Origin of the sequence: Nostoc sp. JL34, assembly GCF_017114945.1 — a bacterium.
Lineage (GTDB): Bacteria > Cyanobacteriota > Cyanobacteriia > Cyanobacteriales > Nostocaceae > Nostoc.
The window spans coordinates 23,626-45,728 of sequence record NZ_JABXKQ010000041.1 but is presented as its reverse complement, the minus strand read 5'-3'; the positions used below and the strand labels follow the sequence as shown (position 1 = coordinate 45,728).

The 22,103-nt window shown below is 42.5% G+C and carries 24 protein-coding genes; 11 read left to right on the top strand and 13 right to left on the bottom strand.

The features are described from left to right. Positions 1 to 2: 2 nt before the first annotated feature. Positions 3 to 1,553 carry a metallophosphoesterase gene (locus HWQ44_RS07360; protein ID WP_292716887.1) on the bottom strand — a complete coding sequence of 517 codons (1,551 nt, stop codon included), beginning with the start codon at positions 1,551 to 1,553 and terminating at the stop codon, positions 3 to 5. A 104-nt stretch (positions 1,554 to 1,657) separates the two neighbouring features. Beyond that, positions 1,658 to 2,629, bottom strand: coding sequence for a YegS/Rv2252/BmrU family lipid kinase (locus HWQ44_RS07355; RefSeq protein ID WP_292716884.1), 972 nt, complete (start codon positions 2,627 to 2,629; stop codon positions 1,658 to 1,660). A 918-nt stretch (positions 2,630 to 3,547) separates the two neighbouring features. Between HWQ44_RS07355 and HWQ44_RS07350 the strand changes: the two genes are divergently transcribed. Then, positions 3,548 to 4,306 carry a sterol desaturase family protein gene (locus tag HWQ44_RS07350; protein WP_292716882.1) on the top strand — a complete coding sequence of 253 codons (759 nt, stop codon included), beginning with the start codon at positions 3,548 to 3,550 and terminating at the stop codon, positions 4,304 to 4,306. 114 nt (positions 4,307 to 4,420) lie between these two features. On the opposite strand, the gene crtR is transcribed toward HWQ44_RS07350, so the two are convergent. Continuing rightward, entirely contained in the window at positions 4,421 to 5,482 is a 1,062-nt protein-coding gene (gene crtR / locus HWQ44_RS07345; RefSeq protein WP_292716880.1) for a beta-carotene hydroxylase, read from the bottom strand. A gap of 759 nt (positions 5,483 to 6,241) precedes the next feature. On the opposite strand from crtR, the gene HWQ44_RS07340 reads away from it, so the two are divergent. Then, the gene (locus tag HWQ44_RS07340) at positions 6,242 to 6,664 is read left to right on the top strand and encodes a lysozyme inhibitor LprI family protein (protein WP_292716878.1); all 423 of its coding nucleotides are present in this window, start codon (positions 6,242 to 6,244) and stop codon (positions 6,662 to 6,664) included. Between the two features lie 132 nt (positions 6,665 to 6,796). Here HWQ44_RS07340 and HWQ44_RS07335 read toward each other — a convergent pair whose 3' ends face one another. Further along, positions 6,797 to 7,363, bottom strand: a complete 567-nt coding sequence (locus tag HWQ44_RS07335; protein ID WP_292716876.1) for a Uma2 family endonuclease — start codon at positions 7,361 to 7,363, stop codon at positions 6,797 to 6,799. On the opposite strand from HWQ44_RS07335, the gene HWQ44_RS07330 reads away from it, so the two are divergent. The 3 genes from HWQ44_RS07330 to glgA all read left to right on the top strand — a co-directional run bounded on the left by HWQ44_RS07330 (position 7,362) and on the right by glgA (position 10,386). Further along, a complete protein-coding gene (locus HWQ44_RS07330; RefSeq protein ID WP_292716874.1) occupies positions 7,362 to 7,517 on the top strand; it encodes a hypothetical protein in 156 nt (51 codons plus the stop codon). The two genes, HWQ44_RS07335 and HWQ44_RS07330, sit on opposite strands and share 2 nt — an antisense overlap. Positions 7,518 to 7,836: 319 nt before the next feature. Next, entirely contained in the window at positions 7,837 to 8,808 is a 972-nt protein-coding gene (hemC, locus tag HWQ44_RS07325; protein WP_292716872.1) for a hydroxymethylbilane synthase, read from the top strand. A 138-nt stretch (positions 8,809 to 8,946) separates the two neighbouring features. Continuing rightward, entirely contained in the window at positions 8,947 to 10,386 is a 1,440-nt protein-coding gene (glgA, locus tag HWQ44_RS07320; RefSeq protein WP_292716870.1) for a glycogen synthase GlgA, read from the top strand. Between the two features lie 147 nt (positions 10,387 to 10,533). Here glgA and HWQ44_RS07315 read toward each other — a convergent pair whose 3' ends face one another. Further along, positions 10,534 to 11,805, bottom strand: coding sequence for a HEAT repeat domain-containing protein (locus HWQ44_RS07315; RefSeq protein WP_292716868.1), 1,272 nt, complete (start codon positions 11,803 to 11,805; stop codon positions 10,534 to 10,536). Positions 11,806 to 11,958: 153 nt separating this feature from the next. Between HWQ44_RS07315 and HWQ44_RS07310 the strand changes: the two genes are divergently transcribed. Then, a complete protein-coding gene (locus HWQ44_RS07310) occupies positions 11,959 to 12,759 on the top strand; it encodes a DUF1838 family protein (protein WP_292716866.1) in 801 nt (266 codons plus the stop codon). Positions 12,760 to 12,797: 38 nt separating this feature from the next. Here HWQ44_RS07310 and HWQ44_RS07305 read toward each other — a convergent pair whose 3' ends face one another. Then, positions 12,798 to 13,025 (bottom strand): hypothetical protein, encoded by a 228-nt coding sequence (locus HWQ44_RS07305; protein ID WP_292716864.1) that lies wholly within the window; start codon positions 13,023 to 13,025, stop codon positions 12,798 to 12,800. Between the two features lie 199 nt (positions 13,026 to 13,224). Here HWQ44_RS07305 and HWQ44_RS07300 point away from each other — a divergent pair, with 199 nt between their 5' ends. Beyond that, positions 13,225 to 13,464, top strand: a complete 240-nt coding sequence (locus HWQ44_RS07300; protein ID WP_292716863.1) for a hypothetical protein — start codon at positions 13,225 to 13,227, stop codon at positions 13,462 to 13,464. Positions 13,465 to 13,496: 32 nt separating this feature from the next. Next, positions 13,497 to 14,405, top strand: a complete 909-nt coding sequence (locus tag HWQ44_RS07295) for a HEAT repeat domain-containing protein (protein WP_292716862.1) — start codon at positions 13,497 to 13,499, stop codon at positions 14,403 to 14,405. Positions 14,406 to 14,465: 60 nt separating this feature from the next. On the opposite strand, the gene HWQ44_RS07290 is transcribed toward HWQ44_RS07295, so the two are convergent. The 4 genes from HWQ44_RS07290 to HWQ44_RS07275 all read right to left on the bottom strand — a co-directional run bounded on the left by HWQ44_RS07290 (position 14,466) and on the right by HWQ44_RS07275 (position 16,925). After that, positions 14,466 to 15,077, bottom strand: coding sequence for a HEAT repeat domain-containing protein (locus HWQ44_RS07290; RefSeq protein ID WP_292716860.1), 612 nt, complete (start codon positions 15,075 to 15,077; stop codon positions 14,466 to 14,468). A 271-nt stretch (positions 15,078 to 15,348) separates the two neighbouring features. Then, the gene (locus HWQ44_RS07285) at positions 15,349 to 15,843 is read right to left on the bottom strand and encodes a bleomycin hydrolase (protein WP_094328270.1); all 495 of its coding nucleotides are present in this window, start codon (positions 15,841 to 15,843) and stop codon (positions 15,349 to 15,351) included. Between the two features lie 79 nt (positions 15,844 to 15,922). Further along, positions 15,923 to 16,480, bottom strand: coding sequence for a bleomycin hydrolase (locus tag HWQ44_RS07280; protein WP_292716858.1), 558 nt, complete (start codon positions 16,478 to 16,480; stop codon positions 15,923 to 15,925). A 277-nt stretch (positions 16,481 to 16,757) separates the two neighbouring features. Beyond that, the gene (locus tag HWQ44_RS07275) at positions 16,758 to 16,925 is read right to left on the bottom strand and encodes an NblA/ycf18 family protein (protein ID WP_292716856.1); all 168 of its coding nucleotides are present in this window, start codon (positions 16,923 to 16,925) and stop codon (positions 16,758 to 16,760) included. A gap of 296 nt (positions 16,926 to 17,221) precedes the next feature. On the opposite strand from HWQ44_RS07275, the gene HWQ44_RS07270 reads away from it, so the two are divergent. The 3 genes from HWQ44_RS07270 (at position 17,222) to HWQ44_RS07260 (ending at position 19,526) form a co-directional block, all read left to right on the top strand. Continuing rightward, positions 17,222 to 17,839 (top strand): phycobiliprotein lyase, encoded by a 618-nt coding sequence (locus tag HWQ44_RS07270; protein WP_292716955.1) that lies wholly within the window; start codon positions 17,222 to 17,224, stop codon positions 17,837 to 17,839. Further along, positions 17,836 to 18,381, top strand: a complete 546-nt coding sequence (locus HWQ44_RS07265; protein ID WP_292716854.1) for a hypothetical protein — start codon at positions 17,836 to 17,838, stop codon at positions 18,379 to 18,381. The genes HWQ44_RS07270 and HWQ44_RS07265 overlap by 4 nt, the downstream gene beginning before the upstream one ends. Positions 18,382 to 18,758: 377 nt before the next feature. Further along, on the top strand, positions 18,759 to 19,526 hold the full coding sequence (locus HWQ44_RS07260; RefSeq protein ID WP_292716852.1) for a phycobilisome rod-core linker polypeptide: 768 nt from the start codon (positions 18,759 to 18,761) through the stop codon (positions 19,524 to 19,526). A 227-nt stretch (positions 19,527 to 19,753) separates the two neighbouring features. On the opposite strand, the gene HWQ44_RS07255 is transcribed toward HWQ44_RS07260, so the two are convergent. The 3 genes from HWQ44_RS07255 to HWQ44_RS07245 form a co-directional block, all read right to left on the bottom strand. After that, positions 19,754 to 20,671 (bottom strand): RluA family pseudouridine synthase, encoded by a 918-nt coding sequence (locus HWQ44_RS07255; protein ID WP_292716952.1) that lies wholly within the window; start codon positions 20,669 to 20,671, stop codon positions 19,754 to 19,756. Between the two features lie 237 nt (positions 20,672 to 20,908). Beyond that, entirely contained in the window at positions 20,909 to 21,559 is a 651-nt protein-coding gene (locus HWQ44_RS07250) for a Uma2 family endonuclease (RefSeq protein ID WP_292716850.1), read from the bottom strand. A gap of 151 nt (positions 21,560 to 21,710) precedes the next feature. After that, entirely contained in the window at positions 21,711 to 22,064 is a 354-nt protein-coding gene (locus tag HWQ44_RS07245) for a DUF952 domain-containing protein (RefSeq protein ID WP_292716949.1), read from the bottom strand. Between the last annotated feature and the right edge of the window lie 39 nt (positions 22,065 to 22,103).

The following is a 22,103-nucleotide window of genomic DNA, read 5'->3' as shown; positions in this document are numbered from 1 at the left end:
TACTAGATAATCAGTGGCTCAAGTTCACTATTATGCCATTGCCGCTGATACCATTCGGCAACCAAAGGACGGACAACAAACTTGGGCTGTCCATCGCCTTTAACGTCAATGCGTAAACCTGAATAAGGTCGTCGCTTCTGAAAGCCTTGACCATTGCGACCAATGAAGAGATGCGATCGCGCCACTAATTTATTCTCCTCCATCAAATCTGCTCCCTCAATCCGTTGGCGTCGCAAACTAAAGCCGCTACCGCCACAAACAATCCAGTGGATATGAGAATCAGCGTGTCCTGTATCCATTGTCTCAAGGTGTTCCAAGCAGTGGGCGTGACCGTTTAATACCAAATCGACCAAAGGACGACCCTGATTTAAGGAACCGATTTCTTTAGCTACTGCATCTAACACGCCACGCAGGCGATCGCGAATGATCAAAGTTTGTGCTTGTTGCCACTTTGTCGCCTCAGTTACATAGGGAGGATGATGGAAATAAATCACCCTTCCCCGAACTTCGGAGTTATTCCAAGATTCAATTAATCTTTGCTTGAGCCAGTCTAGTTGTTCAATATCAGTCAGCGTTGTTTTATTAGTAGCTAGTTGCTTATCGATATCAACAATAATTTCTTCAATTTGTGACAGCTTGGCGTGGAAGTCGTCTAATTGGTCGGCTTCGCTGGGATTTTCTGGATGAAGCTTGGCTGAAGTTTCTATGATTTGCAGCTTTTCTTGCTCGAAATCTTCACGGCGTTTTTCTAAGAGTTTGCGATCGGCGTCACCTTGTTTTGTTTTAGGCAGCGGTGGTGGATCGTTAAATGTATTGGAATCTAAGGCAAAGAAATCAATACCGCCATAGCGAAAAGTGTAGTAGCGATTGGGAAGGCGGGTAAAGTGCCCAGGCTGATAGGAAAGACAACGACCTGTATCTGTCTTAGCTGTGTAGTACTGGTCTAAGTGATCATTTAACTCTCCCGGAAGCTGAAACGCCTTAAGATAGTCCAGAAATGCCCGTGCGTAGGCGTCACCGCATCCTGAGCCATGCAAGCCCACATCTAGGTCTAAACGCGATCGCAACAGGCGACGAATGGGTAATGTTGTTAAGGACGCCAAGCTTAATAGAATCGGCAAATTATAGTAATCGTGATTTCCCGGTACAGGTAAAACGGGCAGCTTAAAAACCATCTGGTCGTATGCAATCCGTTTGGGATGTTCTCCACCTAAGAGAAACTCTCGGTAGGGTTGGATGAAGTTCTGCTGGTAGTATTCACTCGACCCTACTAAATAGATCACATCCCCCATGTGCAGCATAAAGCGGGATTCGTTGTGATGAGGCAGCATGAGTTCAGCCACCTGTCGCTGGGGATTGTGTCCCCGGTGCTTGCCGGAACCACTATCACCTACAACTAAAAATGAGAACTCAGAATTTTCTGTTTGATCATCCTCCAAAACCAGCCGAGTTTGGTCAATGTTTCGTTCCACAATTGACGGATCTTGCCATCGTACCCGCTGATTCATTTTGCGGATTTTGTTAGCGATCGCCGGATCAGATACAAGTTTCAATGCAACCTACTCCTGAATCTTTAATTGAAGGTGAGCAGAGGAGCAAGGTTGCAGCAAGTCTTTCCCCTGTGCCCCTTTGCCCCTTTGCCCCATACCCAAAGCCCTTACTCCTCTACTGTGTCTTTCATCTCAATAGTCAGATTAGGGAGTCCCTCTAGTTTTTCGGTAGGCTCAACTTCTTCTACTAATGGCACAAAAATTCTTAAGCCTGCTGGTACACACTTAATTTCTACAGGTGTTGTGCCTACTATTTCACCATCTAGAACAACCTTTTGTGGTGGCTCAGTCGTAATTTTAAATTGTTTGGCTCGCAGGAAGCCAATATCATCCCTGTCTACGGCGTTGCCTGTAGAAGCCGTTTGAAATAGATGAAATGTGGCTGCGATCGCTCCTGCCTTGTTAACTGGAGCTACAATCGTTAAATCTAGTAATCCATCGTCATAAATTAGACCTGCTGGGCCTTGAGCCAAAACTGAAGTGGGAGGCGCAGCATTTGCTACCGTTACTGCACAGGCACTAGTTTTAATTATCCTGTCTTCAGTTTCAATTTCAACATCAAAATTTTTTAAGTTTCTTAATTGCTGGATTCCTGCCAAGACATAGGCCATCATCCCAAAGCGGTTTTTGGCGTCTCGGTCTGCCAATTCTACAGTTTCAGCTTCAAAGCCAATACCTGCCAAGAGTACCATTGGCTGATCGTTGCAATAGGCTACGTCTATATGGCTGGTTGCTCCCTGCAAAATTGTCTGACACGCACCTGCGATCGTGTCAGGAATGCCTAAAGCTGTAGCAAAAGCGTTTGCTGTGCCTCTGGAAATTACGCCAAATGGGATATCAGTACCCACTACAGCCGCCGCTGCTGCTGAGAGGGTACCATCTCCCCCCGAAGCAATGATTGCATCTACTCCTCGCTCTACCGCTGCATAGGCCAGTTGATCGGCGTCAATTTCTTCAGTTGTGAGATAAATATCTAGGTGAATATCTGGCTCTAATATTGCCCGAATTTCTGCCAGTTCTATATCTGGGTCACCTTGACCAGCAACAGGATTGAAGATGAGACAGGCGGAACGATTCATAAGGCATAACAACTAAGCTTGGATAACTAATGAAGATACCAAATTATTCTTAGCATTCCTGTAAATTTTCAACTTTCCCCTTGGGGCTGATTTTTCTAGATATATTGACTAACTTTAGTGCGATGTGCGATCGCACATCGCACTAAGAAAAAGCGATAACTTTTAATCGTTGACTGTGAACATCGTCATCTTTCGATTGTCCGCCTTTGGCATTCCCGCACTGTAGCCGAGGCACTTGCGAGATATTGCTACAGACTTCTCTCCGTATCTTGGCGTCAGTTTTAATTAGAAGTGTTCATTTGGATTTGAGATTCTTTTTTTAAGAAGCAGGAGGAACCCATACTTAATAAACGTGGGATTAAAGTAAGGACGCCGCCAGATGCCAGGATCTCGCTCTGCACGTCTTGTACCAATATCTTCTTTTTAAACTGCGGCTCTAGACCCATAACTAAAGTTTTCAATCATACTTTTTTTCTCCTGCTTCCTGCCTTCTCTTGTAATTTCAAGACTCTATTAGACATCATCCAAGAACAAAATATACAGCAAATTGATTTATAAAAAGTAGACGTTGGTAGACATAGATAAAAGAGAGTTAGATATTTTTTAGGTATTTGAAGTAAAGGATTGGTTAAAAATTAAGTAAATTGTTGTTGATGTCCATAATATAAATTGAAGTTAACCAAGAAACTTTTTTTTAGAAAGAGTGAGGATTTGTCTCTGTGCAATCAAATTAGTTTAATTTTTATTAATAATATTTAACATATATTTGCTGAACTACTTGATGTTGTAAAATAAGCAGTGGATTTTGTCGATTAACAAATTAAATCTTAATTTGGCCAGTTTTGGCAATCAAGACCAAAACAATTGGACATAATCAGCATTTTCATTTCACCAAATTAATATTACGGATGGGTCTAATTGACGAACCACTCATTTTGGTATTATTGCTTTTCCCTCTTCGGCATCACTCTTGCCCGATACTTTTTAATCGCTGGGGGAGCATACTTGCTCTTTTATTTAGTTCTGGGTAAGTCTCTCGCCAACCAGAGTTTGCGTTTGAAACCGTTGATGAGTTGTTCCATTAGAAAGGATATCGAATTATCAATCCTCTCCGCAGTGGTTTTTGCTATTTGTGGAGCGTTTATTCTCTCAGAGTATAGTTTGGGAGCAACACTGTTATATACAGATTTATGGAAGTACGGACTGTGGTATTTAGTAGTTAGCTTTATTGCGGTGCTTGTTCTTCAGGATACTTACTTTTATTTTATCCATCGGATATTTCACCAACCTCTGATTTTTAGATGGATGCATTACGGACACCACCGTTCAGGGGAGCCAACACCTTGGAGTTCCTCTGCATTCGACTTACCAGAGGCGATCGTCCAAGCATTTTTCTTTGTAGGTGTAAGCTTTATAGTTCCAGTGCATTTTATCACATTAGTTGCTGCACTTATAACTATGACAGTATGGGCAGTGTTTACCCATCTCGGATTTGAGCTATTTCCTTCCTCATTTAAAAACTACTGGATTGGAAAATGGCTTATCGGTTCTATGCATCATTCAATACATCATCGTAAATATAAAGTCCACTACGGCTTGTATTTTACGTTCTGGGACAAACTACTTGGTACTGAAGACCCTAGTTATGAAAACGAAACTCACACAAGGGAGTTTTAATTTTTTATGAGTCATTAGTTATTAGTCATTAGTCATCGGTTACTTACAAATGACAAAGGACTAATGACTAATGATAAATTCACTAGTTAATGTGAAACTTCAATGCGTAACAGCTTATTCACGACCTTGTAATTCATCTTGATTTTTAGTTTTATGATGATTAAAGCGAATCCCTACAAAAATATCGTAAATAAACGCTAGGAAATCTTTCTTTTGCAGTAACCCTGAAGTCTGATAACAGCCTTTTTCATCTAACAAAGGCTTCATCTGATAATATGTAGACTGATACTTATACCAGGGAATACAAGTCCATAAATGATGAATTAAGTGGTAGTTCTGTCCTAAAATCAGGATATTAAGAATTGGGCTGGGGTAGACACGAGCATTTTTCCAGCGATCACGTTCAATAAAGGGACGATGGGGCAAATAATCAAAAAATAAGCCCAATATCAATCCTACAATACCAGAAGGTACAACCCAAAAATTGAGAACGTACATTAAAAAATGATATTGAACTGAGATATAAACAATTGCAACAACAATTGAGCGGCTGATGAACCATTCCAATAGCTCATATTTGCGCCACAGTCGCCGTCGAAAGAAAAATACCTCATGGGACAAGAATCGAAATGCAATTAGCCATAGCGGGCCACCTGTAGAAACAAAATGATCTGGGTCATCTTTGGGATGGTTGACATGAGCGTGATGCTGTAAATGTACTCGCGTAAATACTGGGAAAACAAACCCTAGCATCAGGGCACTACCATGCCCTAGCATGGCATTGATTGCTCGATTGCGGTGGGCAGATTGGTGACAAGCATCATGAATTACTGTCCCAGCACAATGCAAGGCAATAGTGTTCAAGCTAAAGCACAGCCAGTCTGGCCATTGCCAAAGCCAGTAACCACAGTTAGATAACACCAGTACTGTAACAGATGCAAAAAACAATAATAGCGTCGGATTGAAATCACCAGGAGGCGCTAACAATTCTTTAGGTGGAACTTTCAGCAGCTTATGTGCTTCTAAAGTTACCGTTTTTACTTCTGTATTTACTACGTCTTTAAAGATGACTTCCAAGTTGTTGCCATTTAGCTTTTTATAGTCATCAACAGCTGGGTCGATGATGATTAGGCTTTTGTCAGGGATGTCAAAAAAATTAGGATCTAAAGAGGTCATAATTTTCCTGGTCGTGATTCGTTGATAAAATGGGCTTGAAATCCCAAACTCAGCCAGCACAGAATAAATTTCTTGCCCAGATTTAGTAGAGATGAAACCCTGAAGATTGATCCCATACTCTTTTCTGTTCAGATTAGGTATGGCGTGTAGGAGATAGGGATAGGGAAAATTTTGAATTCCTTACTAGACTATACACATCAACAAAATATTTGATTTTTCATTTCTGGAGTTAGTCCTGTTACTCATTGATGCCAGCGACAACAGCATACATATATTTTGGTTTGATATCGACATTTATCGATTCGCCAAAGCAATACTTTTTCCGATGTGCTGCAATTATGCGTTGTTATTGCTTTTGTGAAAAACAATTTTCAACAATATAAAGAATACAGTTATTTGAATAATAAACGCAAGAGTTTTGTCGTAATTTGATGTATAATAAAAGTATTTTAGACACGGATATCATCCTTATAATGAAAATATCCGTTTTATTTGCTTAAACAAAAAATTCATCCCTTTTCCTGGGTGAGGCAATAAGTATATATACTAGCGATCGCTTTTTCCCTTTCGATTCTGTTGAGTTGCTATCTTCTTGTTTTAACCAAAACGGCGTCACGGGAGTGTCCTGGTAGCCAGAAATAGAAAACCCTAGTGCGAACCATGACACTTATTTGTGGAGCATACCACTTACTAGTCTGATTGTGAGATCAACACTAACTAAAATATCAAATTTTCATACTTAAAAATAATGATTTTGCTATGCGTCAATTATTACTAGTTTTGACCAGTATAGTAACCGTGAGTAGTTTAAATATCCCCGTTATGACAACAGCAGGCACAACGCCTAATTTATCTGAGATGCGTTTAGTACAAAAACTCAACTGTAATAATGCTCAAACTCAAGCAGCAATTAATGAATGTGCGAAGTTGTCTTATCAGAATACCGATAAAAAACTGAATCGAGTTTATCAACAATTGCTATCTACATTAGAAAGCTCTAGAAAACAGAAATTTATTGCTGCACAGCTAGCATGGATCAAGTTTCGAGATACCAATTGTGAGTTTGAAAGAAGCAGATATGAGGGCGGGAGTATTGTCCCTACTATTTATTTTGGTTGTCTAGAAAATACCACAAAATTGCGTACCCAACAATTACAAGAATATCTAAAACCCAACCCTTAAACGTGAAACGCGATCGCACGTGCGTCTATACCTTGTACCTGATGCATAGATGCGTAACTGCTTCTCGGTAATAGAAGGGCTGTAATTAGTTGAGTTGTTTAAGACGGTAGCCTATACCGTGAACTGTCTTACTCAGTCTATTTTCATCTTTAACCAATCAAATAACTGTTTGACTGTCAACTCCAAATCAATACCATATAGAACAGTCAAGTTATCTTCTTGATGACAAAATTCTGGTTGTTGATGTGGTTTAAATACGATAACTGAGCGGTCATCAGCATCAATCAACCATCCTAACTGACAACCATATTTTAGACAGTGCAAAATGTTGCTTGTAATTCGATTGGAACTCTGGTCTGGAGAGAAAATTTCAATTGTCCAGCTTGGAGCAATTAGCACATCATCTACAGGTTCTCCGTTCTCGTCAAACTCAATTTGTTGCCAATTAATAACTGCCACATCTGGAACAATTGACCGACCACCAAAAGTACAACGCAACTCTGGAAAAGCATAAGCAATTTGTCTTTTCTCTGTGACTTCATTAATCCCATTAATCAACTTAGCCTGAAGTCGGGAGTGGCGGGTTTTCGGCATTGGTTTCTGGATAATCTCACCATCAATATAAATACTTGCAGGCTTTGTTTCTGGTAAATTCAGAAACTCCTCTAGGGTTAGGGATGCAGATTTTGCAACACTCATGACTTCTGCCACTCCGAAAGTCCTATATCCAGTTTATCAAGGTTCGCCGTGGGCTGCGGCAATTACACGATATCGCTGCTACCTAAAAACTTCTTCACTCAGATTCCCCATTTCCATCTTTGTAGTTAACATAGACGCGTTGGCGTTGGCTTAGGGAAACTGGGGACTAGGCAAGAAATTCCTTCCAGATTTGGATAGGGATTCATACCCCAACCAAATCTTAAGAGTCCCCAATCCCCCTAGTTCAACATGCCGCCGTTGTTTACTTCTCTCAACCCATCAGAGCTTACCTTACGACAATCTTAATAAAGATGTGACTAATGGATAGCTATTATTTGAGATTCCTGAAACCAGCTTTTGGTAAAGAATTGTAATCCAAAATCCTAAATCTAAAACCCAAAATTCGCATGAGTCCCTGACTACGGTAGTCTAGATGAGAGTGAATTTATCGCCTAGTTTAGATATATTGTTTTATGACTTCAGTTGTTTCTAGTCCCCCACGCACTATTCGGATTGGTTCACGCAAAAGCCAACTTGCTCTGGTTCAGACCTACTGGGTACAAGAGCAACTCCAGAAAAGCTATCCTGATATCACTTTTGAAGTCCACACCATGTCTACCCAAGGCGATAAAATCTTGGATGTAGCATTAGCTAAGATTGGCGATAAAGGACTTTTTACTAAAGAACTTGAAGTCGGAATGCTCAATCAGGAGATTGACTTTGCCGTTCATTCCCTCAAGGATCTGCCGACTCACTTACCAGAAGGGTTAATACTGGCAGCAATTACTGAACGGGAAAATCCAGCAGATGCATTAGTGGTGCATGAAAAGCACAAAGATAAACAAATCGATACTTTGCCAGAAGGTTCGGTAATTGGTACATCTTCACTCCGACGGTTAGCACAGTTACGCCACCACTTCCCCCACTTTAGCTTTAAGGATGTGCGGGGAAACTTGATTACACGGTTGGCAAAACTGGATGCAGGCGAATACGATGCCCTGATTTTGGCAGCAGCAGGATTAGAAAGATTGGGAATGAGCGATCGCGTTCATCAAGTTCTCCCTAAAGAAATCTCCCTCCACGCTGTTGGACAAGGTGCTTTAGGGATAGAATGCCGTGCTGATGATAGTGAATTGCTATCTCTACTCAAAGCGATTGAACATCCCAAAACACGCGATCGCTGTCTCGCTGAACGATCTTTTCTGCGCTCTTTAGAGGGCGGATGTCAAGTACCTATTGGTGTAAATACAGAAATATCTGGGGATAATTTGACCTTAACAGGGATAGTCGCCAGTGTAGATGGTCAAAAGTTCGTAAAAGATACCGTCACAGGGATTGCCAACAATGCCGAAGCGTTAGGCATAGAACTAGCTGAACTGTTGCGGCAGCAGGGAGCGCAAGAAATTTTGTCAGAAATTTTTGCGGTGATTCAGCGCGGTTCCTAAGCAATTAGGCAAGCCGATGTGATTAGATAAGAATTGATCGCCGTTGCACTCAAGGTGTGCAGACGCGATAAATCTCTTTGGTCGAAATTGATCATAGAGTTAATTTGACAATATAGACTCAGGGAAGCAAAAATTACCATGCGGATTCTATTTGTTGCAGCAGAGGCAGCACCCATTGCCAAAGTAGGAGGAATGGGTGATGTTGTTGGGGCATTACCCAAATTTCTGAGAGAAATGGGGCATGATGTGCGGATATTCTTGCCTTACTATGGCTTCCTGCCAGACAAAATGGAAATTCCCAACGAACCCATTTGGCGGGGATCTGCCATGTTCCAGGAATTTGCTGTTTATGAAAGCATTCTGCCTGGTACTGATGTTCCCTTGTACTTATTTGGACATCCCGCCTTCCTACCGCGCCACATTTATTCTGGAGATGGTGAAGATTGGCGGTTCACCTTGTTTGCTAATGGTGCAGCCGAGTTTGCCTGGAATTACTGGAAGCCAGAAATTATCCATTGTCACGATTGGCATACGGGGATGATTCCCGTGTGGATGCACCAAGATCCTGATATCACCACAGTGTTTACCATTCATAACCTGGCTTATCAAGGGCCGTGGCGTTGGTATTTAGAGAAAATTACTTGGTGTCCCTGGTATATGCAAGGACACAACGTAATGGCGGCGGCGGTGCAATTTGCCAATAAGGTAAATACAGTTTCGCCCACCTATGCCGAGCAAATCAAGACACCTACTTACGGTGAAACATTAGAAGGTTTGCTGTCTTTTATTAGCGGAAAACTATCCGGGATTATCAACGGTATTGATACTGAGATATATAATCCAGAAAATGACAAATATATTGCTCAAACCTTTACTGCTGATACTTTAGAGAAACGCAAAGCCAACAAAATTGCTTTGCAACAAGAACTAGGATTAGAAGTCAACTCCAAAGCCTTTTTAATTGGGATTGTCACCCGATTAGTGGAACAAAAAGGTATTGATTTGATATTACAAATCCTCGATCGCTTCCTCTCTTATACAGATGCCCAGTTTGTGTTGTTAGGAACAGGCGATCGCTACTATGAAACTCAGATGTGGCAATTAGCATCCCGCTTTCCCGGACGCATGGCTACTTACTTGCTGTATAACGATGCCTTGTCTCGCCGCATCTACGCTGGTACTGATGCCTTCTTAATGCCCAGTCGTTTTGAACCATGCGGGATTAGCCAAATGATGTCTTTGCGTTATGGTTCTGTGCCCATTGTCCGCCGTACAGGTGGATTAGTTGACACCGTGACCCATCACGACCCGGAAAATGCCGCAGGTACCGGTTATTGCTTTGACCGCTATGAACCGCTAGACCTTTTCACCTGTATGATCCGAGCTTGGGAAGGCTTCCGTTTCAAACCACAATGGCAAGAACTTCAAAAACGGGGCATGGCCCAAGACTTTAGTTGGTATCAATCTGCAAAAGAGTATGTGAAGTTGTACAGATCAATTTACGGTTTGCCAGAAGAAGAAGAGACACCAGAACCAAAGTTAGTTTTAAACGAAGCAGTCACCACAAGCAAGTCCTGAACACCGCCAGGAGCATACAAATGTAGGGTGGTTAGAAACAGCGCCTACACAGGCAAAACCCACCTCCGTGGGTTTCAAAACCTCAATCTTTCCTTAGTCCGCGGAGGCGGACTTTGTTTGTGTAGCCGCGACTTCCAGTCGCCAGGGCTATTGATTACTCGTGGCTTTCGCCCTAATCAACCAATCACGATCGCCAGCGCAAATTTCCCGACCAGAGGAGTCTCCTAAGCGGTCTAGTGCTAATAGACAAGCATATTTCAAGTCCCAAATCGGCGTATTTAGGCAAATTTTGATTTCAGGAATTGCTCGTGAATCCCCCAATTCACCAAGAGCGATCGCGCACGCAGCACGAGATTTTTGAAACTGAGGTTCGCGGTTGTGCAAGTTTTCTAGTAACAAATCGTAGGCGGGAGCATATTTGAGCCAGCCGAAAAGTTTCATCACATGATAATGAGCGCCATAGTCGTTATATGCCTTGTCGCCATAAGTTGCTAAAAGTGCTGCTGGTGCTTCTTGTGCATAGATATCCAGTAAGGTTTTTGTTGCTAAATAACACCGTCCAAAATCGGTTTCGTAGAGTTCGTTAATTACAAAATCCAGAACAGGGGTAGCATCATATTCATGTACTAAATCAAGGTCGTTGGGATGATCGTAGAGTACTTGCTCTAAGTAAGGTTGAATTTCTGTAAAAGTAATTTCACCACTAGCGACGCCTGCATCCAAAAGCATCCGCAACCCTCGCAGCCGGAAGACCAGAGATACAGGACAACGAGCGATTTCTGGGATGGCTTTGTAGTAGTGTGCATCAATCAAGTCTTGAATGCAACCGCGCCGTGCATTGACGCTGGAACTTTGCAGCAGCGCCATTACCTCGGTGATTTGGGAGTAGTCACCTGTGAAACGACAAACTGTCGCGATCGCTGCACTACGGATGGGTTCATCCTCCGCATTGGTAAACTTACGTACACGTTCTAAAGACGACTGATAGTCAGCATTAGCTAGGGTGTGAATAATGACTCGATAGATTTGACCGGGTTTATCAAGCAGTTGCGCCACCTCTTCGAGGATTTCTAAATTTTTAGTCCCGATTTCCCCGATCGCCCACACGGTATTTTCAACAGTATAAATATCATCATCTTTAAGACACTGCCGAATTACAGGTAAAGCTGATTCGGCTTGCAATCGCCCCAGACTTTCCACAGCTTTGCGTCGAACAATCCGGTGGTCTAACTCATCAGGGTTACTGGTTTCAATCGCCCTTACCAAAGCTGCGATCGATTGCTCAGTGGGGAAGTTAATTAAATGGGAAACAGCAATATATTTATCAGAAGCGTCTTCGAGTTGTTCTAATGGTGTATCGATAATTGCGATCGCTTCTTCTTCAGTTAGCCCAAACATTTTAAAAAAACGTTTATCCATTGATCTGTAAATTGCTCTTGGATAATTTTAGAGATCACTTTTACCATCGTACTAGGGACTGGGTACTGGGGATTGGGGATTGGGATCTAATTTGGGGATTGATTGAAGCATCAAAAGTGTCTACGTAGCCATTTGAGAATAATAGGAACAAATATGAGTGATTATTTAGATGACTATGAATTTAATAACCTCGATTTTTATCGAAAAAATCATGGTTTACAGCTTTATTACAACTGGTCTGGGGAAATTTGGTGGCAAGAAACACCAGAAAAATCAAAAGAAAAATTGTTCTCTATTATTGGGATGAATGCTACCAAAGTATTTCTCAAGCCCGATCCTGAGTCCGGTGAAGCCGGATATCGCATCAATAGAGAGTTGGGTTTATTTTGTGATCCAGAAACGCAAGAGATTCTCCACTTTTGGAAATCACCAACAGCAAATCAAGCAGTACCAGTGGTACACATTGCTAACCGCATTGTCCAAGGCTCAGTCAAACCAAAGAAATTTGTCATACCCAAAGGCAGCGGATATATTACCTCTGTCATGGAAATTCCTTTAGAATATCCGCATCCCTTAGCAGGAGACAGCAAATATTCAGACTATTGTCCTGGAGAAAAGTTTAAGGGAGTTGAGTACTTTATCTCAAATACTTGCCGACCCGATGCAACTGATGTCCCTCCTGCTAAGTGGGCGAGAGACTGTCCTTGGTTGCCCTGGATGAAGTTAGGATATGCTCATCCAGCTAAATTAAGATTTGAAACCACAATATTTAGAGTAGATTCTTTTGAGCAGCTTCATCCTAGCTTGGTCAAGCTAGTAAGGGAGAAAGTACCAATTTATGAATTCACACCAACGGAAAGTGATGAACCGAATGTGACGAGCATTCAATACTTTAAGAAAAACTTTGAGTCCTACTTGCGGGGAGATATTTTTCCACTTGAGGAAACCTCTTAAAATAATTACTAATTTGTAATGACGCTCTCTACAAGACGCTAAAAATGTACGAGAACGGGTTTATTGTCTGCAACAGACCAAGGCCATAATCGCTCACCCTCATACCACGGAGCTTCTACCACAGCTTGAAGACAAGGATTGGTACTCATCACATCGACCCTCTCCTGTTGCAAGATGCTAGACCATGTTAGCGCGATGTCTACGACGTGGCTACGCCTACGCACTGGATCAAAGGCTGTAGTTGGACTTTTGAAGATTTCTCTCAAAAAGCTTTACCAGTGGTAACTCGATCTGAGAAGATCGGAATATATGCATTTGTCAGCTATTAGTTAGTTGCCTCTTGCCAATTGTTCATTTCTATCTAACAGCTAAGTACTGGTCTTTCGCGAATAACCAAATACAAACACTCTTTGGAACACTGACTGCACATCATTTAAAGAAACACGCATTTAGGAAATAAAACTTATGGATGAAACCTCAGAACTCACAACAACCGATAACGTAACCGCTCAAGATGTAGCAGAAGTTATTGCAGAACTTGAGCAATATCGGGAACGTCTAATTCAAGAAACTACGGAAACAGCAAAACGGGCTAAGTTGATGAGAGTAAACGTCATGGCAAAACTGGAGCCTGAGCTTGTCAAGATTGATTCTGCTCTCCAGGAACTCCGCGATCAACAGGCTGCCCTGAGTGTCAGCAACTAGTAATTCCTTTTGATAATTTAGCTAGAAGTTATATGCTCAACTCCGAAACTCAATCTGGGACGGATTCGTTAAATCTGTCCCATGCAGAAACTGATGCTTTATTTGCAGCGGTGAGTGAGCAATTAGGCTTAAACACCTTCAACCCGGATGACCAAGAGCTATTAAAGCAGATGGTTGAGAGTATGGGAGACTCACGGGGCATGGTTAGGTTGAGTTTTGCAGAGGCGTTGGGTAAAATCGGTAAACCAGCGACCCCCTTATTAATGGAAGCTGTGGCAAGTCATCCAAACCCAGTTGTGCGGAGAGCCAGCGCCAAAACCCTGACACTGATTGCTGACCCGATCGCAGTTCCCACCTTGGTCAACGCCCTGTTAAACGATGAAGATACGGTGGTCAAAACCTCAGCGGTGGGGGGGCTTGCCAAAATAGGTGAAGCAGCTGTGCCAGCATTGCTGAAAATCTTAGCGTCAACTGAGTATCCAGAAAGTGCTAAAGGACACGCAGTATGGGCGTTGGGATTTATTGGGGCAGAAGCGAAGGAACATTTATATCGGGAAATTAACTCCGACTCGGCTGAAGTTCGGGCTGCGGTGGTGGGTGCGATCGCTAAAATCGCTCAAGAAGGCACTGAAGAAGGAGCATTTAATATTTTAATTAACGCCCTCGCCGATTCATCTGAAATTGTGCGCGGTGAAGCAGCATCTGCTTTGGGCAGCCTAAGCTATCGACCAGCAATTCCTAAGCTTGTCGAGTTACTGCATCATCCCGATTGGGATACTCGAAAAGCGGCAGCTCTGGCATTAATGAAAATTGGCGATCGCACTTCCTTAGAACCCCTGCAAGCCGCATTAACCGAGGAAAAAGAAGCGGGGGTTCAGGCAGTGATTAAGTTGGCGATTTCTCAAATTGAAAGACAGTTGGAGCAAGAGACTTGGGAATAAGGCGATGGACATTTCCAACTTGATCGAATAATTAATAAATGGCGTTACATTTAAGAGCGATCAGTATCCTCTCTGATATTTAATCACCTGATCTAATCGGGGCAAAGCACTCACTGCTGATTCACGAACATACGGATCAACAGATTCATCATTAGTTAATGCCGTCAGCACTTCCACCCCTCGGCTATCACCCATCGAACCGAGGGCATTGACGATCGCTACAGCCACCGCAACATTATCTATTGTTTTCAAAGCTTCAGTCAAAATCTCAAAAGCAGGAGAACCAATCTCACCCAGTGCCATCACTGAGGCAATATAAACAACGGGATTTTGGTCATTGAGCGCTGTTTTCAATCCCTGTAAGCCTTCAGCCGGAAAAGGAACATCGGGATGATTAGCAGCAATCTGTGCCAGGGCCTTAGCACAGCTACCCCGAATGGTCGCATTATCGCTATTTACTAATGACTCTACCAGTAGCGGTACAGCATCTGTACCAATAGCACCCAGTGCCTTTACCGCAGCTCTACGGTAGGTGACATTTTCCTCATCCAAAATACCCATTAGCCGAGGAATGGTATTTTCATCACGGACATCAGCCAGTTCCCACATGGCTCGTTCCCGCAGATTCGGGTTGGGATGTTTCAACTGTTCAAATAGAGAATCTGTTGTCATAGATTTATTGAAGGGGAGTGGGTAATGAAAATCCCAAATCACTAATCATCAATTTAAATACAATTGGTCAACGAGAAAGAACGACTCTTATAAATAAATATGCAATGTTTATTTACGTAACAGTTTAATTTTAAATTTTGCATTTGACTTACTACAAAACAGAGGGACTCTTGGTCAATCACTCAACCTGATAGAGGCAAAGCAACAGACTGAGAGTCCCTGAGTTTTAGAGGATGACGATCGCTCGTCTACGTCTAGTCAATCCCTATTACTATGAAAGGGAGTTGATTACGTAGTCGAGAAGAGCGCGGAACTCAACCAACGCTTGAGGAGACAAGTCGCGAGGAGAGCAAGCGCGATCACGAGTGTAAGTCAACGCGGTAACGTAAGGAGCGGTGGGCAGACCCAAAGAGCGATAAACTTCACGAGCGCCTGCAATACCCCATTCGTCTAGAGGGCCAGTACCGCCCACAACTAAGCTGTAGTTGATCAAGCGTAGGTAGTGCTTGATGTCGCGCAGGCACTTGTCTTTCTTGACTTGGGTAGCGCCAGCTTCACCTTCTTGGGTCAGGTAAGGATATTTCTTGAAGGCAGCATCATAAGCTTCTTTTGCTACGTTATCGATACCAGTAGCTAGCTTTTCAGCAGCTTCTAGACGAGCAGTTGCACGTTGAATGCTACCTTGAACTGATTCGAGATCAGAGGTGGTTGGAAAACGACCTGCTGCATCAGCAGATCCAATAACCGTAGTGATAACTGATTTCATTGCTTTTTATACTCCAGATTAGATTTGATCGAGTTTTGTATTTCAGTTGGCTTGACTAATAGGCTTTAGCAATTAGCAATTAGCTCAGAGAAGAAATAACGCGATCGAAGTAGCTAGCAGCTTCAGCAGCTAGAGCAGAGCAGTCGCCTTGAACAACTTCCAGTTTGCGGAACTTTTTACCAGCGTTAGCTTCAGTGTTGGTGTTGGTGATGTGAGCGACACTGATAGCCTTCAGGATTTGGAAAGCCCGTACAGAAGAGCCAGTGGGTACGCCCAAAGCTGTATAGGTTTCTTTCAGACCGTTCAAAGCACGATCGTCCAATACAGAAGAATCACCAGCCAATAGCGCGTATGTTACATAGCGCAGAACGATTTCAGCATCACGCAGACAAGCAGCCATGCGGCGAGTGGGGTACAAGTTACCACCAGCTTGTAGCAAACCTGTATTTTCACAAGCAATCCCAGCAATGGCATCAGAAACCGCACAGCTAGCGTTGCTGGCGATCGCATTTACTGCATCAAGGCGCTTGTTGCCTTCAGCGATGAAAGACTTTAGCGCTGCCAAGTCAGCACCACCGATAGGAGCGGTTTTGGCATCAGCTGCAATTACAGCTCTGGAAAAAGCATCAAGAACCATGAGTTCTCCTTAATATTCACAAATGGCGGATATTATTTCTGGCGTGTTCTCGATCAGATTAACTGTGAGTAGCCAAACAAAAACATAGGGGATCAATAGTACCCTAGTCTTTACTATGAGAGACAAAGTAATAATCTGTAATATTTACCTGTAATTTGGCTGTCTTGATAAAAAAATCAAATTTAGCCGAAATCGGGCAAAAAATTAAGACCTACGCATTTTTAGGGAACTCTGCCACTGCGTAAGTCTTAAGAAAAAAATCTTGCTTTTTAATCTATCAAGCTTGTTTTAGCAGATGTTTGACCAAATTATCTTTCACCATCATCTGCCGTAAAACTTCTAGCAAAAATTCTTGAGCCTCTTGTTGACTCAAACTTTTTACCTGGTCTTTCAAATTTTGTAAGCGAAACTGTTGCTCTAAAGTTAATTCGACTGGTAAGTCCATCATTCACTCCTGTGATTGACTGAATCGAAGGGTATTTGTTGTTGCTGGAAGACGATCGCTTTTTACTAGTTTAACACTCGAATATTAAAATGTCTACATTGTCAAGCGATAGTAAATCACACTTATAAAAGTTTACAATCACATAACAATACGTTTGTCTCTCCCTTTGAAGGGTGTTTATTGAAGCTGACCACTAATCGTTGTAATGTTTAGAATGTTTATATACCAACTACTGTAAAAAGAAAGAACAAGGTAAACATCATCCGCAGGAGTAATAAGTAGGAGTCAGAAGATTGATAGACGCAATGGAATTTTTTCAGCTAAGTGCTGGTAAGTGGCGATCGCAACGTGCAACTCATCATTTAGCGTTCAAGCGCTCAGAGACAGGAGAATCGAATATACAGGTAGAAACTCTGGATGCCGATCATCCCGAAATCATTGAACTGTGCCAGTATCATGAGATTGATCCCAGCCTTTCAGTAGGTGGTTCGCGCGTGCGTTGGCTAGGCACTATGGCTTGGGATCGAGAGGATGAGGAGAATCATCAGGGAAAAACCATATTTGCGATCGTGCCCGATGGCGATAACCCAAGGCAAGGCAAATTACTCCGCGAAAGAGGTTATGCCGAAATAGTGCCTGTAGTCGGTCTTTTTCACATGGATGATGAAGATGGACTAGTGTTGACAACCGAATACGAAACAATGAGTTCCATTGAGCGATTCTGGTTCACCAGCCCAAATATGCGAATGCGAACCAGTACAGTCAAACGGTTTGGCGGCTTTAGCACGGCATCGTTTTGTACTGAAAGCCGCATTGAAACTTCTGTTGAGGTTTCTACCACAGAAGAAGTAACAGCAAGCCAAGGGCCGGATGTTTTGGAAAAAAGACAGTTTTATTCAGTTTTGGGGTGGTGAATTATTTCAAGCAGAGCGATGCTTTTGCTCGTGGGCGAGATTATCTGCATCGGGTACAGGGACTTGCCCTAGAACCGGGTATGGTGGATGTGTTCGATAACCTGCGCGATCGCATCTCTATCTGCACTTGGATCGGCGAGAATATTAACATCGTAAACGCTCAGATCAACGCCTATCTAGAAGTTTGTCATCAGTGCTTTCATCCCCAAGAGCGTCGCCACATCCAAATTTTTGCAGTGCCGATAGCTCAATCCTTCGGCATAGACGGGCTGTGTAACATTCTCACAAACCCAATTACTATTCTGGTCGATGTCGGTCGAGTTGCACCTAAAGACTGGTTTGGTGTAGTCGTCCATGAATACGCCCATGCCCATCTAGGAGACTTTGGTCACAATGAGCAGTTTGCTAGCATCCTATCTCATCTATGCTTAGGACTGGGATTGGAACCACCCTACTGGGAGGCAGGGATGGAAGCAACTTTGCGTAGCTGGCCTTACTGTAAGTCAACTATAGATCCCCTGGAATTTTGGATCGGTCGCTGAAGGAAACAGGAAGAGACAAGGGGGACAAGGAAAATAACAATTCCCAATTCCCAATGCCCAGTCCCCTATTAATTTCTTTTGCTAAATGTTAAAAATTATTGCTTCAGTTCAAAAAGGTGAAACTGAATCTCCTAATCTAAAATATGTGAACCAAATTTTTATTCACTTACTTTTAGTCATTAAGCTGGAAGCTCCACTCCCTTTATTGATTAGATATGGGTTGAATCTAGTAGGCTAGTCGTTTTTCCTAGGAAAACTGAAATCACCCTTAGTTAAGTTTCGTGAAATTTTATCAGAATCTGAGGTTCTGATCCAACTACTCCTTTAATATGTGATTAAAAGTTGTTAACTTTAATTAAGAACATGGAGGCTTTAGAGTGGCAATTCCTCTGTTAGAATACGACCCTTCAAGTCAAAACCAGCGTGTAGCTGCGTATGAAGTGCCGGGTGATGAACAACCCAGGATTTTTACTACAGACAATATACTTTCTCCGTCAGATTTAGGTGATCTGATTGAAGCAGCATATCGTCAAATTTTCTTTCATGCCTTTGCTGCCGATCGCGAAACATATTTAGAGTCCCAACTCCGTAATGGACAAATTACAGTGCGGGACTTTATTCGTGGGTTGTTGCTTTCCAATACCTTTAAGAAAAGCTTCTACGACCTCAACAATAATTATCGCTTTGTTGAGCAAGTAATCCAGCGTGTTCTGGGACGTGACCCATATAACGAGCGGGAAAAAATCGCTTGGTCAATTGTAGTTGCTACCAAGGGTATTGTAGGTTTGGTTGATGAAGTGCTAAACACTGAAGAGTACCTGAGCAATTTTGGATACTCCACAGTGCCTTATCAGCGCCGTCGGATACTACCATCTCAATCTGCGGGTGAGTTGCCATTCAACATCAAATCTCCGCGATACGAAGATTATCACCGTTCTAAACTGGGTTTCCCTCAAATCATTTGGCAAGTCGAAGTACGCAGATTCCTTCCACAAGAGCAAAAGCCCAAGGCTGGAGATCCATCTCTATTCTTGTCTATGGCACAAAGTGTTAATGCAACTGGCAATGCGCCACAACGAATCTCGTCATTTAACATCGATATCGAAAAGTCTGTACCTTATCGGCAACTGTCAGGAATTAAATAACGATTTTTGGTCAGCGGCTGGCTAGTACATCCATTTGATCATTTTATAGCGTGCATAAGTCTTGGGTTATGTAGGAGTTTCATTTAGATAAAACTAAGTGAAACAAACTGTATCCCATGTCTAATGCACGCTAGTTGTTAGTGGGAATTGGGCATTGAGCATTAAAGATATTTTTTATCAATACCTAATGTCTGTGAAATGGCGCTACTTTCAGGCATAGGATGAGCTTAAAGTGTAGTTCGTCTTTTTAGCATCTCCAAAAGTTTTGTAAAGTGGGCGGGAGGAGTTGCTGTCACCTCAATCAACTCCCCAGATAGGGGATGCTGCAATTTTAGTCGCCAAGCGTGGAGTGCTTGACCGGGCAAATTTACCCCTACTGAATGGCCAGAACTATAAACTGGGTCGCCGACTATTGGATGACCCATTTTGGTGCTGTGGACGCGAATTTGATGGGTGCGTCCAGTTTCTAATTGAAAGTGAATTAAGGTGAAGTTACCAAGACGTTCTAGTACTTGCCAATGAGTGACGGCTACTCGTCCGCCTTCTTCAACGGGTATAATCGCCATTTTCTTGCGGTCTTGGGGATGGCGACCAATGGGCAAGTCTATGGTGCCACTTTCAGTTTTTGGCGCACCGTAAACTATGCCCAAGTATTCTCGCCGTGCGGTTTTTGCTTTCAGTTGCGCTTGTAGATGACGATGGGCAATATCTGTTTTAGCGATCGCGATCGCTCCCGTTGTATCCTTATCCAATCGATGGACGATTCCCGGACGTTGGACTCCGCCAATTCCTGGTAAATTGGGACAATGAGCCAACAGGGCATTTACCAAAGTACCATCTGGATGACCGGGCGCAGGATGGACAACTAAACCTGCGGGTTTGTTGAGAATAAGTAACTGGTCGTCTTCGTAGAGGATATCTAAGGGGATATCTTCTGCTAGCAGTTCTAAAGGTTGGACTTCTGGTATTTCGAGAGTGATGCGATCGCCTAGCTTGACATTGATCTTCTTAGATGTGCAAACTTTGTCGTTAAGTTGGACGTTACCCTGTTCGATTAACTGTTGGATGCGAGAACGGGATAAATCTGGTAATTCTTGGGAAAGGAAACGGTCAAGGCGATCGCCCTTAGTGTTGACACAGTGTATCGTACTCTTAAGGGGAAGCAAGCTAGGTGTAGCATCCTCTATATGAGAATATAAGCGATCACTGTTTTCTTGGATTTGTAAATTAAATTCGGTCACAATTGCTCTGGATTAATTCTCCGTTCTTTAAGTAAAGCGCGGAATGCCTTTAATTTGGCGGTTAGAAATCGCGTCTACCCAGGCAAAACCTTGATTTTACCTTAGCGAACTAGAGTTGGTGTACCCGCGAATTCTATTGCCTTAGCTGTCTTGTATTTGTTCTCTTACCGATTGTCGAAATACTCTAAGTGCTGAACTCATTCCTATAGTTCGCGCCATTTCCACAAACCGAGGAATAAGTTCTGTAATAGAAAAAGTAGGGAATGTGGGGCTGATCAGAGACTTGACATATTGCTCACCTTGCAGCAAGCTAATTTCTAGGTTTTTGTTTTCATATCGCCAAATTTCAGGTACTCTTAACGCTTCGTAGGCACCAATTTGGGTTTTAGAGGTGACATCGATTTCAATTGCCAAATCAGGAGGAGGGTCAACAGTTAGGTTGATCCTGTCTTTCCCAATCATTAGCTTATAGTTTTGAATATAAAAACAATCATCAGGTTCAATACCTACACTTATATCTTTTCGCTTAAAGGTAGTTGAACCTAAAGACTCCCAATTTAGATCGAGTTCATCTAGCAAAACTTTCACCAAGTCTCCGATGATTACCTTAGATCGCTCATGTTCTGGTAATGGAACCATAATTTCTAACGTTCCTCGGCTGTATGCTACTCGACTCCCGCGATGTTCCCCTAACTCGTTGAGAATTGCTTCAAATACTTGCCAACTCACATCTTCCAGTATTATTCTTTGCCCTGGCGGAACTCGAATTTGGCTGAGTTGAAGAGTAACCATAGGATTTTAGTTGTTAAATAATTTCATTTTTACTCAAATTCGAGATGAGCGAAAAGGGAATTTTCCCAAATTGGATTTAGCAAACACCCCAAAAGCGATCGCTTAAATTTTTTCCATCTCTTCTCCTCTGTGTCCTCCGCGCCTCTGCGGTTCATAATTCTAAATCTATAACTTCTTGCGGCAACTCAAATAAACCATCTTCCCCAGCTTCAAAATCAATCACCTGATAGACAGCATCAATATTTAATTCACCATAAATATGAGGAAATAATTCGCCTATTTCAGCAGGTTCATAGCTAATTTCAGCTTGGACTTTTTCAGAATCAATACAAAGTAGTACCAATTCTTTTTGATTATCAAAAAATCTCTTGGCAACCTTGAGTATTTGCGTTGATTTTGAACAATGCATAAAACCTTCACTGTCTAACGAATCAGCGCGATATGTACCGAGATTTTTTGCTTGTTCCCATTGTTGGCGTTTGGTAATGTGGAGAATGGTGTTCATAGAAAATCTAGGAATTTCTGCATCTTGCAATATTGTCAT

What these genes read in the sequence shown, in the direction of transcription:
- HWQ44_RS07355 (WP_292716884.1), bottom strand. Translation starts at nt 2,629, where the DNA reads ATGAATCGTTCCGCCTGTCTCATCTTCAATCCTGTTGCTGGTCAAGGT.
- crtR (WP_292716880.1), bottom strand. Translation starts at nt 5,482, where the DNA reads ATGACCTCTTTAGATCCTAATTTTTTTGACATCCCTGACAAAAGCCTA.
- HWQ44_RS07340 (WP_292716878.1), top strand. Translation starts at nt 6,242, where the DNA reads ATGCGTCAATTATTACTAGTTTTGACCAGTATAGTAACCGTGAGTAGT.
- HWQ44_RS07330 (WP_292716874.1), top strand. Translation starts at nt 7,362, where the DNA reads ATGACTTCTGCCACTCCGAAAGTCCTATATCCAGTTTATCAAGGTTCG.
- HWQ44_RS07335 (WP_292716876.1), bottom strand. Translation starts at nt 7,363, where the DNA reads ATGAGTGTTGCAAAATCTGCATCCCTAACCCTAGAGGAGTTTCTGAAT.
- hemC (WP_292716872.1), top strand. Translation starts at nt 7,837, where the DNA reads ATGACTTCAGTTGTTTCTAGTCCCCCACGCACTATTCGGATTGGTTCA.
- glgA (WP_292716870.1), top strand. Translation starts at nt 8,947, where the DNA reads ATGCGGATTCTATTTGTTGCAGCAGAGGCAGCACCCATTGCCAAAGTA.
- HWQ44_RS07315 (WP_292716868.1), bottom strand. Translation starts at nt 11,805, where the DNA reads ATGGATAAACGTTTTTTTAAAATGTTTGGGCTAACTGAAGAAGAAGCG.
- HWQ44_RS07310 (WP_292716866.1), top strand. Translation starts at nt 11,959, where the DNA reads ATGAGTGATTATTTAGATGACTATGAATTTAATAACCTCGATTTTTAT.
- HWQ44_RS07300 (WP_292716863.1), top strand. Translation starts at nt 13,225, where the DNA reads ATGGATGAAACCTCAGAACTCACAACAACCGATAACGTAACCGCTCAA.
- HWQ44_RS07295 (WP_292716862.1), top strand. Translation starts at nt 13,497, where the DNA reads ATGCTCAACTCCGAAACTCAATCTGGGACGGATTCGTTAAATCTGTCC.
- HWQ44_RS07290 (WP_292716860.1), bottom strand. Translation starts at nt 15,077, where the DNA reads ATGACAACAGATTCTCTATTTGAACAGTTGAAACATCCCAACCCGAAT.
- HWQ44_RS07285 (WP_094328270.1), bottom strand. Translation starts at nt 15,843, where the DNA reads ATGAAATCAGTTATCACTACGGTTATTGGATCTGCTGATGCAGCAGGT.
- HWQ44_RS07280 (WP_292716858.1), bottom strand. Translation starts at nt 16,480, where the DNA reads ATGGTTCTTGATGCTTTTTCCAGAGCTGTAATTGCAGCTGATGCCAAA.
- HWQ44_RS07275 (WP_292716856.1), bottom strand. Translation starts at nt 16,925, where the DNA reads ATGGACTTACCAGTCGAATTAACTTTAGAGCAACAGTTTCGCTTACAA.
- HWQ44_RS07250 (WP_292716850.1), bottom strand. Translation starts at nt 21,559, where the DNA reads ATGGTTACTCTTCAACTCAGCCAAATTCGAGTTCCGCCAGGGCAAAGA.
- HWQ44_RS07245 (WP_292716949.1), bottom strand. Translation starts at nt 22,064, where the DNA reads ATGAACACCATTCTCCACATTACCAAACGCCAACAATGGGAACAAGCA.